We start from the raw sequence: 15,572 nt of genomic DNA, 5'->3' as shown, positions 1-15,572 counted from the left end.
GCCATGACCTTGCTTCGTTCGATGATATGGATCGTATCCTGCACCCTCGCCTCGGCAGCCGCTTGTGCGGCGGAATCGCGCGCCATCAGCGTGCACGTGCTGGATCAGGTGCGAGGACAGCCCGCCGCCACCGTGGGCGTCACGCTGGAGGAACAGTCAAAGGGAGCGGACAGCTGGAAGATGGTCGCGCACAGCACTACCGACGAGCACGGACGGGTCGCCAGCCTGCTGCCCGCGGACAAGCCCCTGCACAAAGGCGTCTACCGCGTCACCTTCGCCACCGGTGAATGGTTCGCCGCGCATCACCAGGCCACGTTCTTCCCTTCCGTCACGGTGACCTTCAGCGTCGACGATCCCGCCCAGCCATATCACATCCCATTGCTGCTCAGCCCCTTCGGCTATTCCACTTACCGCGGAAACTGAATGCGCACGGGCACCGGAGCCGACGAACGGCTCCGGTGCCCGGCATCGCCGGACATTAAGAAGGTCCTCTCCACCGGCCATCCGCCGCGCCAGGAGCCCAGGGGGTGACAGACCGCTGGCGCCGGATGGAATGTCCATCCGGTGGAGAGGAGAGACGGGAACACCAAAGTCAAGCGCGAAGCACGATCATCGCCTCGATGCAGAACACATTAGCGAGCAAGAGCACCACCGGTTAACCGGATTATTCCAGCGACAAGACCCCACCCTCACGGCGCCCGCCCACGCGATACCGACGCTCCGCCACAGGTCGCCTGCAAATAGGCATAGTCCCTCGCCCCATGCCGCGCCGCATCCACCGCCGGCAATCGATAATGGAAGCTGCACACGCGCCCCTCGTCCATATGCACATCCAGGCGCCCTTCGTCGGCGATGCCGCGCACCAGCGCGCGCCCGCCTTGCGACACCACGCCGACGACCCGGCCTGCATCGTCAAACACATCCGAGCCGAACGGAATCGCCGCGCTGTCCGCGGGACTGAGATCGATCACCGCCACCCGCCCCTTGCGCGTCGCGAACGCCGCCATCACCACGGCGCCGTTGCGTGGCACCACTTCGTGGCTTCCCGTAAGCAGTTCCACTTCGCTGGACAGTCCTTGCGGATTGAGCTCGATCTGGTTGCGCCGATACGGAGTCAGATACGGCACGATCGCGTAGCCGCGTCGGTCGAGCTTGACGCCTGGGTACGAGCTGACAGCAGCACCTGCCGCATCCGGCGCCTTGATCAGCGCCACCGTATCGCCCAGCCCCTGACCGAAAGTCACGCCGCCCGGATGCACCAGCATCGCGCCGGAGGCGCCGAATGCGTATTGCCGATAGCCCGGCCCGAATGCCAGCGAGCCGTTCAGCAACGCATACGGATGGCGATAGGTGCCGCTGCCATTGAATGCGGTACTGCCCTGCGCATCGCGCGAAACCGACGCGCCGTAACTGATGCGGTCACCTCGCGAGCCGCTGTATGCCACCTGTTCGCTATGTCCTTCGCGGCCGAAGCCGATGCTGGTGTCCACGGTGTCGCGGCTCAGCGGAATGGAAAACGTGGCGTAGACCCGGTTATCCGTCCGCCCTGCTCCATCGCGCTGCCTGGCCGCGGAGACCGAGTAATTGAACCAGCGCGTGCTGCCGTTGTAGCTAAGCTGGTACTGCACATCCGAACCGGCACCGCCCCAGTAATTCTGGGTCGAGCCGGTCAGGTTCAAGCTCCCGCTGCCGCCTACCGACTGGCTGAGCGTGATCTGCGCGGAGTTGCGCCGGTGCATGGCGCCGATACCCATCGCGGACGTACTCAGCACCGCATCGCGCAGGCTGTAGTAATCGCGGGTCGAATAGCGATAGGCCGCCACCGATAGATTGGTGCCGGTGGCGTTGAGATTCTTGCTGTAGCTCAGCCGCAGGCTATCTCCTGAAGCAACGCGCCCACCGCCGAATGCACCATCGCCGATGGCAGCATCCTTCGGCACCAGCGCCGGCGCGCGCAGCACGGTGCGCGCATGGGTCAGATCCAGGCCGAACGCGCCATACGGTGTATTCAACGCGGAACCGAACTGCACCGCCTGGTAATGCTTCGATATCACGGCGCCGGCATAGCCGGTGATGCGGTTGGACAATCCGCGCTGCCAAGTGGCCTGCGCCACCCACGGATGCACGTCCACTCCGGCTTCGCGGTAAACACCCGCCGCGGCACTGAAGCGCGTCGACCCTGGGCGCAGCATGCGCGTCACCGCCGCATAAGGCACGGTGAATTTCTGCTCGCGGCCATCGGCCTCCAGCACGCTGACTTCCAGGTCGCCACCATAGCCGGTCGGATACAGATCGTCGATGCGGAATGGGCCGGCCGCCACCGTCGTTTCATAGATGACGTAACCGTTCTGGCGGATGCTCACTTTCGCATTGCTGGCGGCGATGCCGCGCACCACCGGCGCGTAGCCCTGCTGCGAATCCGGCAGCATGCGTTCATCCGTGGAAAGCTGGACGCCACGCAGGGCCACCGTATCGAACAACTCACCGCTGGTGCTGAAATCGCCGGCGACCAGCTGCGACTTCAGCGCGGTGATATCCCGCTGCACATAGTTGCGCAGGTTCTGCCACTGCAAGCCATCGCGCCTGTTCCATTGCAATGACGACTGATGGCGGAAACGCCACGCTCCCGCATTGAAACCGCCGGTAAGCCCCAGATAAGCCTGGCCGTCCTGACTGCCACCGCCCTGTCGCTGAAACCAGTTGAACTGATAATTGAGCAGGCCGGCGGTGATGCCGTTGTCCCAGCGCGAAGGATCGACATAGCCGCGCGCACTGCGCCGCATGGCCGCCTGCGGAATGCTTACATCCAGGCGCTGCTCGCCCAGATCGAAACGCACGCTCGCCGATGGCACCAGCGAGGCCAGATCGACGCAAGGCTGCGCGGCAGCTTCCGGCGGAAGCTTGTCGACCAGGCCGGATACGAAAGCGTAAGGCAGGCATGCCGTGGCATCGCGTTTGTTCGGGCCGGCCTTGAACACAATGCTCTCGCTGCCGTGCAGCAGCTCGTTGACGTAGATATTCACGCGGTACGTGCCCGGCGCCACCTGCTCGCCCTGGCTGAACCTGGCCAGGTCCGCGGAGCCGACGCCGCCCGGCAGGAACACCGGATCGAAATCCACCGCATGCGCGCCTTCGGCGGCCGGCGCTTCCACGGCGCCAGCGAAAACCGGACTGATCACCAGCACGCCGCCAGCCAGCGCGCGCATCATCCATAAATGAAGAATTCTGGGCCGCAATCGTCCAGCCCCGCCTCCTACGAGGCAGGTCGTCGCCTTGCTCATAAGTCGTTCCTGAAGGGTGGTGGGCAGGGATATCAGGGGGCGGGCGTCGCCGTGTACTCGCGGCTTGCGCCGTAGTCGTCGATGGCGACATAACTCACGCGCGGATGCCCAGGCTGCGCATGCAGATCCTTCAGCGCGAAGCGCTTGCGGCCTTGAGGCTCGATCATGCCGTCGCCGCCCTGGATATCCTTCGCGCCGTCCTGCAGCACCACGCTGCTGAGCGACACCTGATACGGGCTGCGGTTTACCGCCTCCAGCAGATAGCCATCGCCATCGCGCACCATCGACCAGGACAGCCCGGCCGCCGCCTCTTCCGGCTTGCCCTGGATGCCGTCGGGACGGAAGAACAGCTTGATGCGCGAACGGATGGCGAATTGCAGCATGTTCTGCTGCGAGTCCTTATTGGCCTTCGGCGGAATCTCCAGCACGTTGAGCCAGAACACCGACTCCTTGTCCGCCGGCAGCGGATCGCCCGTGTACACCAGCCGCACGATCTGGCTGCGTCCGGCATCGAGCCGCGCCATCGGCGGCATCAGCACGAACGGCACGCGGATGGCATCCGGTGCCTGCCGCGGATCGCCCAGGTCGAGCCAGGACTGCACCACCACCGGCTCGGCGCCCTCGTTGCGCAGGCGCACGTCGACTTCCTTGCTCTGTGCCGGATAGATCACGCGCGTCCGGTCGATCACCACGGAGGCGTGAGCACCGGCAAACAGCGCCGACACACAGCACGCAGCCAGGCACAGCATGGACAGATACTTCTTCATGATCTTTCCCCGAGAGAAGGGAGCTCCGGGCTGACAGCTCGGAGCAACCCCGATGGGTTCACTGATAGACGATGCTGTAGGTAACCGAGCTGTTTGCCGTACCGGCCGTGGCCGCGCCCGTGGCGTAGTAGCGCACGGCGTAGTTCAGCGTCGCGGCGCCGCTGGCCAGTGTGGCGCCGGTGATGGTGCTGGGGTCGCCGATCTTGATCACCGTGCCGTTGCTGTTGAGCAGCTGCAGCTGGACGTTCGTCGCGGTAGTGGTGCCGCCGCTGACCTTCAGTCGACCGGTCGCCAGATCCACCGTGGTACCGGGCTCGAAGTAGGCCTTGACCGCACCGGTGAGCTGGGCCTTGGCAAGGGCGCCGTCGGTGCAGCCGGTGAGCTTGATCGCGAACGGCGTCTGGCCGGTCACCTGGCCATCGGCATTCAGATTGCTCTTCGCCACCGGCGGCAGCGCGACGGGATCATTGGTGACCGTGCAGGTATTGCCCGTTACCGATCCGGTGAAGTTGATGGTGCCATCCGATGCCTGCGCGGCGGAGGCCATTGCGATACCGCCGATCAGGGCGGCGCATGCAAGAAATTTCATGGTTTGGATAAGCCTTGGTAGAGGCCGGGAAACAGATGGAACTGCATGCCCCGTCCCGGCCGTATCGGAGCGGGACTCAAGGTAGGAACCATGCGGGCGGGGATGTACAAGAAATTTCTGGTGGGAATGTTCTTGGCTGGCGTTTTGGAATATTCGTGCCGGGAAAATTCCAGGCGCAATTAAAAACGGGGACGAGTGCAGTTAAACGACACCAGCCAACCCCTACCGCATGTCTCAACAAAATCCGACAGCCGTGCGCCGCCGAACAAATCACACTGCCCGCTCATTTCCCGGCGAACCCCCATGCCAAGAAGCGCGCGCATCGAGGTGGCAGGCATCCCGCTCCATATCGTCCATCGCGGCGTCAATCGATGCGCCACCTTCATCGACGATGAGGATCGCCGGCACTATCTCGCCCTGCTTGGGCGCCACGCCAGGAGACAAGGCGTGAACCTCCATGCCTACGTCCTGATGGGCAATCACGTCCATCTGTTGACCAGCAGCGATCACGCCGGTGCGACGTCGGCGATGATGCATCGCGTGGGCTTGAACTACGTCGCCATGTTCAACTATCGGCATCGGCGCACGGGCACGCTATGGGAGGGACGCTTCAAATCCTGCCCGGTCGCCTGCGACCGGTATCTGCTCGCCGCCTATCGCTATATCGAGCTGAATCCCGTGCGGGCGGCCCTGTCGGAGAAACCCGAGGACTACGCCTGGTCCAGCGCCAGGGGCAACCTCGGGCTGCGACGCGATGCGCTGCTGACGCCTCATGCGTCCTTTCTCTCGTTGGCATCGGGCGATCATGGCTATCGCCGATGGCTTGAAAGGAGAAAGGCCGGAGCGATCCGGCCTTTCTCTTTGGGCGCCTGCCACGAAGGCGCGCTGCCTGGAAAAGTCCTGTTCAAAGACTGCGGCCATGGCGGGACACTGCCGCACTCCCATCGCGCGAATCGCGCACTCCCTTCTCATTCGACACCGCCCGCTGGAGGGCTCATGAAGACCTATCTGATGTTCGCCCTGCTGCTCCCGGGCCTGGCTTTCGCCAACGAAAGCCCGCAAGTGCTGCTGCAGCCGAACATGTCTCTGGCGCTCGCCAGGCAGCTCGCCACGGACACCCAGGCGCGCTGCGCCGCCCAGGGCACACCGATCGCCGTCACCGTGGTGGATCGCGCCGGCCAGGTGGTGGTCACTGAGCGTGGCGACAACGTGGGCCCGCACAACGTCGACGCCAGCCGCCGCAAGGCCTACACCGCACTGTCCACCCGCATGATCACCAGCGAGTTCGCCGAACGCGTGCTGGCCTCGCCGCAGACCGCCGCGCTGGCCAACCTGCCGGAACTGCTGCTGGTGGGCGGCGGCATGCCGATCCGCGCCGGCGACCAGGTGATCGGCGCCGTGGGTGTGGCCGGCAGCGGCAGCCCGCAGCTCGATCTGGAATGCATCACCGGCGTCAAGGCGCCCGAACTGGACAGTGCCGCGAAGCACGACAAGGCCGGCAAGCCGGACAAGACCCCGACACGCGACAAGCGATAAGCATGCGAAAGAGCCTGGCCGGTCGCCGGCCAGGCTCTTCGCTGCCACATCGGAACTCAGGACGTCAGCTGATGATTGCGGGCGTATTCGTACAGCTCCGCATCGCTCTTCAGGCCCAGCTTCCGCTTGGCGGAAATCTTGGTCCAGCTCACCGTCTTTACCGTGCGATGCAGCGCCTGGCTGACTTCCGTCGGCGACATGCCGCTGGCGAGCAGGCGCACCACTTCCATTTCGCGCGCGGTGAGCCTGGCCGCGCTGACGCTTTCCTTGCTGGTAAAGCCTTGTTCTTCGAGGTGGCGCTTGAGCTTCTCGCTCAGGTAGGTCACGCCCTTGGCCGCCGCGCGGATGGCCACCGGCAATTCGCCCATCTCCGCGCCCTTCTCCACGATGCCCCGCACGCCTTCGCCGAGAATGGAGCGCAGCACGCCGGCATTGGACATATTGGTGAGCACCACGATCGGCAGCGCCGGATACTTCCGCCGCAGCCGCCCCAGCATGGCCATGCCGTCGGCTTCGGCTCCGCCAGGCATGGCGAAGTCCGTCACGAGCACATCACATTCCGTGCTGGACAGGATCAAGGTCAGTTCCTCGGGAGTCCGCGCCTCTCCGACCACCACCGCCTCGCCCTGCTCGACCAGCATGCGCGCGCCAAGCAGGACAATAGGATGGTCGTCTGCGAGTACGATCTTTAAAGTCATGGGCGCTCTCCGACGGTTCGTCTCTTCTCCGAATAATCTTTAGGATACAGGGACGCCCGGTGGGTTCGGCAACAGGAGGGGCCATGCCTCGATTCAGATTCGTATGCCTCCTATGCCTTGCGCTGTGGCTCGGCGCGGCCCACGCGGCGACACAGGAACCCACGCCCGGGCAGAAGGCCTGGCTGGATACTCACACGTCCATCACGATCGGAATCCTCCGAGAAGACTGGCCGCCTTATCAGACACTGAAGGATAGCGAGCCCGCCGGCCTGAGCATCGATTATCTCAAGCTGCTGACCGAACCTTACGGCTTGCAGCTGCATTCCAGGACTTACCCGAATCTGCTGGCCCTGTTCGAGGCCATGTGCAAGGGCGAAGTGGATCTGGTGATGAACGTCAGCATGACCCCGGACCGCACCCGGTGCATGGCCTTCACCGAGCCGTACCTGGACGTGCCGCCGGTGCTGGTCGCACGCAAGGACAGCCCGCGCTATCACAACGACAGCGCCCTGCCCTCCGCTCGCATCGCGTACGAAAAGGACACCGCCACCGAGAACTGGCTGCGCCGCCGGCTGCCCACCGCCACCGGCATGCCCACGGCTGACACCTCGAGCGGACTGCGCCTGGTGGAAGAAGGCCGCGCCGACGTGTATCTGGGCGATCCTTATGTCATCGCCCAGGTCATGGGCGACGACGCCGGCAACGCGCTCGGCGTCTACACGCAAAACCGCATCGCCAGCAGCACCATCCATTTCGCCGTGCCGCGCGACCGGCTGCCGCTGCTGGAGCTGCTCAATGCGCAGCTGGCACGGATCACACCGGAACAGCACCAGGCCATCCGCGCGCGCTGGTTGAACGCCGCCGTCGGCGTGGGCGTGCGCGACACCGGGCTGGCGCTGACCGCGGAGGAGCGGCACTGGCTGGCCAGCCTGCCGCCGCTGCGGCTCGGCTTCGACCCGAGCTGGGCGCCGGTGGCCTATGTCGACAAGAACGGCGTGCCCAGCGGCATCGCCGCCGATTACCTGGACCGCATGTCGGCCGCACTCGGCATCCACTTTGTTTATGTCCCGACAAAATCCTGGGGCGAGACCCTGGAGCTGGCCCGCGCCGGCAAGCTCGATGCGATCGCGCCATTGAACGCACTGCCGGGCGGCGCCGGCGACATGGTCTACACCCGGCCGTTCGCGGTGTTCTCCGACGTGATCGTGGTCGCCCAGCGCCAGGCCACACCGATCAGCGTGGACGACCTGGCCGGCAAGCGCGTCGCCGTGTCCGACCCCAGGGAAATCCCGGAATCCATCGGGCGCCGCATGCCTGGCTCCCACCTGATCGTCGCCGACAGCGTGCAGAACGCGATGGCGATGGTCGCCGACGGCCGGGCCGACGCCTATATCGGCAATGCCGCCGTGGCCGACGTGCAGATCCGCAGCCACTACGCCGGCGTCCTGCGCATCGCCGCGCCGGCCGACATCGTCAGCGCGCAGACCATCGGCGTCGGCCACACCTACGCACGGCTGGTGCCGCTGCTGGACCGCGTCATCGCCAGCACGCCGGAGAAAGAACAGCAGCGCATCCGCAGCACCTGGCTGTGGTCGGACTACACCAGCGGCCTGTCGTGGCGCACGTTCTGGACCACCACCTTGTGGGTCGGCCTGAGCGTGCTGGCGGTGCTGAGCATCATCCTCACCGCCTACCTGCGGCTGCGGCGCGAGATCCGCCAGCGCCACCAGGCCGAGCGCGAACTGGCCGACCAGCTGAGTTTCGCCGAGGCGCTGATGGAGACCCTGCCCTCGCCGGTCGTGGCGAAGGACCACCACAACCGCTATCTGGCCATCAACCACGCCTACGAGCGGGCCTTCCACGTCGAGCGCAGCGCGCTGATCGGCCGGACCACGCCGGAGACGCGGCAATACCAGGACGAGTGGAACCTGCGTTTCCATGAGATCGGCGCCCAAGCGCTGGCCACCAACATCCCTTACCACTCCGAACTGCGCCTGCCCGACGTGGACGGCACGGAGCGTTCCTGGCTGTACTGGATGCATCCGTTCCAGCTGGCCAGCGGCGGCAGCGGTGGCCTGCTCGCCGCGCTGGTGGACGTCACCGACATCCGCGCCGCCGAGCAGCGCGCCAGCGCGCTGGACCTGCGCCTGCGCCGGATCACCGCGCACCTGCCCGCGGTGGTGTTCGAACTGCGCCGCACGCCGGACGGCCGCATGACCTTTCCTTATGTCGGCGGCGATACCCGCGCGATGTGGGATCTGGCCGCCGAAGACATGGTCGCCGACGAGCGCAACGCATTCGCGCGCGTGCATCCGGAAGACCAGGCTCTGATCGAACAGGCAGTGGAAGCCTCCGCGCGCACGCTGCAGAACATCCATGTGGTGTTCCGCAACATCGCCCACGGCCGCGTGCGCTGGATCCGCGCCCAGGCCACGCCGCAGCAGGAAGACGACGGCCGGGTGTTCTGGAGCGGCGTGTGGACCGACGTGACCGAAGCGCGTAGCCAGGCCGAGGCGCTGGCCGCCGCCAAGGAGGAAGCCGAGGCCGCGGCCGCGGCGAAAGCCAGTTTCCTGGCCACCATGAGCCACGAAATCCGCACGCCGATGAACGGCATCCTGGGCCTGCTCGAATTGATCGGCGAAGGGCCGCTCACCGCCAACCAGCAGCGCATGCTGCGCATGGTGGACGACTCGGCCGCGGCCTTGATGCAGATCCTCAACGACGTACTGGACTTCTCCAAGATCGATGCCGGGCAGCTCACCCTGTCGCCCACGCCGATCGACCTGCGCGCGCTGATCGACAACGTGCTGGGCGTGGCGTCGAACCTGGCGCACGAGAAAGGCCTGTTCGTGCGCAACACCATCGATGCCTCGCTGGCCGCCGAACTGATCGGCGACGGCGTGCGCCTGCGCCAGATCCTGTTCAATCTCTTGAGCAATGCCACCAAGTTCACCGAGGAAGGCGAGCTGGGCGTGCGATTGCAGGTGCTGGCCAGCGAAGAAGGACGGCAGCGCATCCGCCTGACCGTGCACGACACCGGCATCGGCATGACGCCGGAACAGCGCAAGCGGCTGTTCGAACCGTTCGCCCAGGCCGATGCCAGCATTGCCCGGCGCTTCGGCGGCACCGGCCTGGGCCTGCTCATCTGCCAGCGGCTGGTCGACCTGATGGACGGCACGCTGGCGATGCACAGCGCGCCGGGCGAAGGCACGGCGATAGCGATCGAGTTCAGCCTGCCGGTGCACCGCCAGCACCTGTTGTCGCCCCCGCTGCTGGGCTGCCGCGCCGCCATCGAACTGACGGGCGAGGATGCGCAGGCGCTGGCCGGCTTGCTCGAACCGTTAGGCGTCGCCATCGGCGCCGATGGCGGCCAAGGCGCCCTGCGCTTCATCGATGAACTGTCCGCGGCCCCGGCGGAAAGCACGCCGCGGGTGGTGGTCACCGACGAACCCAGCCCGCTGGGCTATACGCTGGAAGCCGATGGCAGCTGCATGCTCAGCCGCAATCCGTTTTCTTGGGCGGCGGTGGAAGCCTGCTGCCGGCATGCCCTCAGCCTCGCCGCGCCAGTGGCGGAGGCAAGAGCCGAACGCATGACAGGCGAGCCGCACGAAGGGCTGGTGCTGGTGGCGGAGGATCATCCGACCAACCGCGAGCTGATCCGTGCGCAGCTGCAGCGCCTGGGCTACCGCTCGCTGGTGGTCGCCGATGGCCTCGAGGCGCTCGAAGCACTGCACGCACGTGGCGACATCGCGCTCCTCATCACCGATTGCGATATGCCCCACATGAGCGGCTATGCGCTTGCCACCGACATACGCGCCCATGAATCGGCGGACCGGCATCTGCCGATTCTCGCCCTGACCGCCAGCGCCCTGCCCGATGAAGCCGAACGCTGCTCGCAGGCGGGCATGGACGCGCTGCTGGTCAAGCCGACGGGGCTCAGCGAGCTGCAGGAGGCGCTGCATCGATGGATGCCCGCCGCGGCCGGCTTGCGCCGGAGCAAGGAGGCGGCGGAACCGGCGTTCTCGCCCATCGAGGCGCTGACGGAATTGTTTGGCCCATCCGCGCGGCTGGACGAACTGCTGGACGGCTTTCTGGCGACGGCGCGCGACGACCTGGCGGTATTCGACGAGGCCTTGCGGGCGGAGGATATCCAGGCCATCGCCGGCTGCATCCATCGCATCGATGGCGCCATCAAGATCTTCGGCGCGGCCGGCCTGGCCGATACGGGCGAACATATCCGCACCGCCTTGCTCGCGCAGCAGCGGGTCGATGGCCAGGAAGCGCCGCTGCAGCACTATCGGCAGGACCTCGTAAACCTGATCGATACGCTGGCCCGCCATCGGGCCGGGCTTCACATCAGCGCGGATCACGCCACCCGCTGATGGCGGGCGGCTTCCACGCCAAAAAAAAGGCCCCAGCGGGGCCTTGGCGGGAAACGTACGTGAACGATAACGCCCGGAGCATCTGCCATCGACCCTGCATGGCCAGCAAAATCCCGCGCGCAGCCCGCCGAAACAGGGAGATCTCGCAAAGAGAAGGCCCTCATTGCTGAGGGCCTTCGGGGTGACTGCCACAGCTTGTGGCGGTCGGGTGCCAGTGAGAGGAACGTTTTCACGGGCTGGCTCGAGAATGATCCAGTGGCCCAGGGGGAAGAGAGCTTGGAGTCATGTGTGTCGAGCCGTGTACAGATTGCCGGACGGCCTGCCCGATGTGGACTGGAAAATTCTGAAAGCGGCAACCCGCATCAGATTTCCATCAGCTGATCGAACACCGTGCCGCCTTCGACCGGCATCGCGATCACGTTCTGCAGCACGCGGCCGGGGAAGATGTTGTCGCCCTGCCCCAGGATGTTGGCCGGGTTGTACATGTGCGGCGCGTGCGACCAGCAGCGGTAGCCGAGCTCCTTGATCGCGCGCACTTCCGCCAGCGCCTGCTCCGGCTCCAGCCGCGCGTAGATCACCGGCCGATGCTTGCGCACCATCTCGACCGCGCCGTGCAGCAGCGGAATGGTCGAACCCGGCACGTTGATCTTGAGCAGGTCCAGGCCATCCAGGCCCAGGTCGTCGACGGCGACCGGACGCACCACGTCGTCGGTCTCGCAGCGCAGCGATGCGCCGCCCGGCAGCGCGCTCAGCGGCGCCGCCGCGCCGGTGCGGCCCAGCCACTGGTTGAGCGTATAGACATTGGTCAGGCCGTTCAGCGCCGCGGTGGCGCACAGCTGCTGGAAGCCGATGCGCGCCGGCTCCGCCACGTAGACCTTGCCGGCCTCGCCCACCACGCGTGCCAGCCACAAGGTGTGTGCGCCGTATTCGCCGCCGAACTGCAGGACGGTGTGCTGTTCCTGCAGCACGGAGCTGAGCAGATCGATTTCCGCTTCGGCCCATTCGCCGTAGAGCTGCAGCGAGCGCGCGGCCGGATGCTGCGAAGCGGTGGCGCTGACGACGCCGTAGCGCACGGTCCACAGCAGCGGCGGGACGGGTTCTTGAGCGGCGGCATTGAAAACGTTCATGGGTAGTTCCTCTTGGATGGTGATGACAACAGATGGATGGAAAGTGGATGGAGCGAGAAAGCGAGCGGCGAATCCGCTCAGGCGCTCGCCGCCTGCGCCGGGCGAAGCGAAGCCGCCAGCGCCGCGGCTTCCGCGCGCTTGGCCTTGGCGGCCGGACCGAGCAGCGCATCGGCCCATAGATGGAGAAGGCGGATCCTCGCCTCGATCACTTCAGGCGCGCCGTCGCCGGCGCAGGCGTCGTCGAGCGCGCGCAGCTCGAGCAGGCGCCATGCGCCATTCATGGCACCGAGCCGGTCCAGCCGCAGGTCGACCCAATGGGCCTGCCAGGCGCCGCGCGACGCGGCCGGCACGCTGCGCACCATGCGTTCGGCCAGCGCCTCCACGGCATCCAGCCAAGGGGCGCGCGCGGCCGGCGGCAAAGCCGCGGCATGGGCGGACAGGCGGCGCGATGCGCCCCACAGCTCCGCTTCGAGTTCCGGCGCGGGCTGGCTTTCCCAGGCCTTGAGCAAGCTGCCGAGACGAGAGAGCCAGCTTGTGCCGGACTGTTCTTCCTGCGGTGCGGCGGTGATGTCGCAGGCGACCGGCGCCACGGCTTCGACGATGGGCTGGCGGCTTTCCGGCTCGGCATCCATCACCCCGGATGCAGGCGGCTCGTCCGCGACGGGCATGGGCGATGAAATTTCCGCAGGCAGGTCCTGCGCATCGTCATGCTGCACGGCCTGATCCTCCACCGGCACAGCTGCGAGATCGGAAGGAGATACATCGAAGACGATTTCCGCCGGCTGCCCGGGCGCTGGCGCAGGCAACTGCGCGAACGCCTCCACCGGCGCCTCGACCCGTCCGGCGTCCACCTCGAACACCCATTCGAGCTGTCCGCCGACCATCGAAGCCTGCAAGGCATCGCCATGGATGCTCAGGCCCAGCCGGCACCATCTCGCCAGCGTTTCGGCCGCATCGCCCGCAAACGGCAGGTAATGCCAGTCCGGACGGAACGACAGCAACGGCCGCGGCCGCGCCACCGCCCTGCGCCAGCCGGCGAACTGCGCCGCACTCGGCGCGATGCGGCCGGCGATGGCGAGCAGCAGGCGCCAGTCGCCGGAGATGCTCAAGCCGATCGAGTCCCAGCGCTGCAGGAAGGCATCCGAGTCGAACTGGCCTGGGTCGTAGTCCCAGTGCGGACGGATCAGCTTGGGGCCGCCCCAGCGGATCGGCGTCCATGCTTCGCGCCGCCGGCGCCGCTGGCGTTCGCGCCGGCGGCGCCAGAGGATGAAGGCTCCGAGCACGCCGCAGCTGGCCACCACCAGCCACGCCACCGGATTGGCGCCGGCCTCGGCGCCGGGAGGAAGCGAGGGCGCCAGGTTCGGCGTAGCCACTTCCTCGGTCGCGAGCGGATCGACCCATGCGGTGGCAGGCGCCGTCTCCACCGCCGGCGTTTCAGCGGCCTCGGGCGGCGTAAGCTCCGGATCTTCAAGTGCAGGCGTATCGGGCGTGGGCTCTGCCTGCTTTGCGCGCCGCGCCTGCCGCGACGGCAGCGCGGACGCGGCCCGCGCTTTTCTGGCCTTGCGCTCCGCATCGACCGGCTCGATCGGAAAAGTCTGCGCCGGCATCGGCGCCGGCGCCGGCGGCGCATCGCCACCCTCGCGTTGCGCCGAGGCGGCGTCCCGGCCCGACGGCCGCTCCTGCCACGGTTCCACGCCGCAGGCGCCCATCGTCGAGGCGATGAAAACGGCGAGCACGGCCGGATGCAGGCGGCCTGCGCGACGGCGCACCGTCTTGGGCGCCGGCTCTGCCTGCGCATGATCGACGCCGTGCATCGTGGTGGCTGACATCTTGCCGAAGCCCCCTTCCGACACACTCGCCCGGCTTGGACGGATCGTTCCCATGACCGCCAGCGTATGAAAGCGGACCAGTGCGCTGAACCTGAATTTTCCGGAGCTGGGACCTGGCGCCACGCCGCGGTTGCGTTCCGGACTCATCTGCCGAGGCGAAGGAGGAGGAATGTCGGCGAAAAGTCTTATTCCAGTACGCAGGCTTCGGTGACGGCGAAAGCGGGCAAATTTCTGGATAAATCCCATTCAAGCGATCGTGGCGGATCGCTAACTTGATCCGGCACCACTCCACACGAACGGCAGGAACTCGCATGAGCATCAGACTGGGTGTCGGCGTCCTGCTTGCCTGCATGGTCACGGTGGCGCTGGCCTGGCTCGCGGTGGCGCGCCCCTTCGCCGCGCACCCGCCGCACCGTCCGCCCGCGCTGATCGCGCACCGCTGCGGCACCGCGGACGCGCCGGAGAACACGCTCGCCGCCTGCCGCCTGGCCATCTCCTACGGCGTCAAGAAACTCTGGGTCAGCGTGCAGGTCACCCAGGACGGCATTCCGGTGCTGTATCGGCCGCGCGATCTTTCCGCGCTCACCGACGGCACCGGCGAAGTCGCGCAAACGCCCTATGCGGCGCTGGTGAAACTCAATGCCGGATGGCAGTTCAAGGAAACGGGAGCCTCCGGCGCCGTGACCTATCCGTACCGGGATACTCCAGTGCATATACCGGCATTGGAGGACCTGATCGACCAGCTGCCGGAAGACGTCGAGCTTTTCATCGACATCAAGACGCCGGACGCCGCACACGCGGCGCAAGCCATCGCCGGGGTGCTGCAGCGCCGGCATTTCTGGAGCAGGACCTGGCTCTATTCGACCCAGGCGGACAACCTGCAGGCCTTCGGGCCCCATGCGCAGGCCCGCCGCTTCGAGGCGCGCGAAGCCACCCGCCAGCGGCTGCTCAGCCTGCTGCTGGAACAGCGCTGCCCGGGGAGCCCGCCCGCCGGCGCGCAGGTCGGCTTCGAACTGCGCCGCGACCTGGAAGTCACCGAGGCGCTGACTCTGGGCAAGGGCACCAGCAAGGTCTCGGCACTGCTGTGGAACGACCACGCCATCGCCTGCTTCAACGCGGCCGGCGGCACCCGGATCGTCCTGTTCGGCATCAACAGCGAGCCCGATTACCGGCTTGCCGCCGGGCTCGGCGCCGACGCGGTCATGGTGGATTCGCCCAAGGCGGCCTCCGCGTATCGGCTGCGCGACCGCGGCCCGCTGCGGCGCCTGCTCGCCCGCTGGGGCTGGCCCGGATCCTGACCTTTTCCCGCCGTCGATGGCGGCTGTAACTTTCTTGTTATCCCGCCATCGGAAACGATGTTCTG

At 66.7% G+C, this 15,572-nt stretch carries 10 protein-coding genes; 4 read left to right on the top strand and 6 right to left on the bottom strand.

Going from position 1 to position 15,572, the window contains the following annotated elements:
* Positions 1-3 precede the first annotated feature (3 nt).
* Positions 4-423: a hydroxyisourate hydrolase gene (uraH, locus tag ISN75_RS10600; protein WP_168647409.1), complete on the top strand. Its 420-nt coding sequence runs from the start codon at positions 4-6 to the stop codon at positions 421-423.
* Between the two features lie 266 nt (positions 424-689).
* Here the strand turns inward: uraH and ISN75_RS10595 are convergent, their stop codons facing one another.
* The 3 genes from ISN75_RS10595 to ISN75_RS10585 form a co-directional block, all read right to left on the bottom strand.
* A complete protein-coding gene (locus ISN75_RS10595; protein ID WP_343821085.1) occupies positions 690-3,209 on the bottom strand; it encodes a fimbria/pilus outer membrane usher protein in 2,520 nt (839 codons plus the stop codon).
* Between the two features lie 104 nt (positions 3,210-3,313).
* Positions 3,314-4,048, bottom strand: a complete 735-nt coding sequence (locus ISN75_RS10590) for a fimbrial biogenesis chaperone (RefSeq protein WP_343821087.1) — start codon at positions 4,046-4,048, stop codon at positions 3,314-3,316.
* Positions 4,049-4,106: 58 nt separating this feature from the next.
* Positions 4,107-4,637 (bottom strand): fimbrial protein, encoded by a 531-nt coding sequence (locus ISN75_RS10585; RefSeq protein WP_343821088.1) that lies wholly within the window; start codon positions 4,635-4,637, stop codon positions 4,107-4,109.
* A 327-nt stretch (positions 4,638-4,964) separates the two neighbouring features.
* Between ISN75_RS10585 and ISN75_RS10580 the strand changes: the two genes are divergently transcribed.
* Positions 4,965-6,173, top strand: a complete 1,209-nt coding sequence (locus tag ISN75_RS10580; RefSeq protein ID WP_423385153.1) for a heme-binding protein — start codon at positions 4,965-4,967, stop codon at positions 6,171-6,173.
* A gap of 56 nt (positions 6,174-6,229) precedes the next feature.
* On the opposite strand, the gene ISN75_RS10575 is transcribed toward ISN75_RS10580, so the two are convergent.
* Positions 6,230-6,871 carry a response regulator transcription factor gene (locus ISN75_RS10575; protein WP_343821089.1) on the bottom strand — a complete coding sequence of 214 codons (642 nt, stop codon included), beginning with the start codon at positions 6,869-6,871 and terminating at the stop codon, positions 6,230-6,232.
* 83 nt (positions 6,872-6,954) lie between these two features.
* Between ISN75_RS10575 and ISN75_RS10570 the strand changes: the two genes are divergently transcribed.
* A complete protein-coding gene (locus ISN75_RS10570; RefSeq protein ID WP_343821090.1) occupies positions 6,955-11,253 on the top strand; it encodes a transporter substrate-binding domain-containing protein in 4,299 nt (1,432 codons plus the stop codon).
* Positions 11,254-11,615: 362 nt separating this feature from the next.
* Here ISN75_RS10570 and ISN75_RS10565 read toward each other — a convergent pair whose 3' ends face one another.
* Positions 11,616-12,380 carry an FkbM family methyltransferase gene (locus tag ISN75_RS10565; protein ID WP_168647413.1) on the bottom strand — a complete coding sequence of 255 codons (765 nt, stop codon included), beginning with the start codon at positions 12,378-12,380 and terminating at the stop codon, positions 11,616-11,618.
* 77 nt (positions 12,381-12,457) lie between these two features.
* A complete protein-coding gene (locus ISN75_RS10560; RefSeq protein ID WP_423385152.1) occupies positions 12,458-14,209 on the bottom strand; it encodes a hypothetical protein in 1,752 nt (583 codons plus the stop codon).
* Positions 14,210-14,520: 311 nt separating this feature from the next.
* Here ISN75_RS10560 and ISN75_RS10555 point away from each other — a divergent pair, with 311 nt between their 5' ends.
* A complete protein-coding gene (locus tag ISN75_RS10555) occupies positions 14,521-15,507 on the top strand; it encodes a glycerophosphodiester phosphodiesterase family protein (RefSeq protein ID WP_168647415.1) in 987 nt (328 codons plus the stop codon).
* Positions 15,508-15,572: the final 65 nt, after the last annotated feature.

The sequence above is a fragment of the Dyella marensis genome, assembly GCF_049532885.1.
In the GTDB taxonomy this organism is placed as follows: Bacteria; Pseudomonadota; Gammaproteobacteria; order Xanthomonadales; family Rhodanobacteraceae; genus Dyella_D; species Dyella_D marensis.
This window is presented reverse-complemented; position numbering and strand designations above follow the sequence as displayed.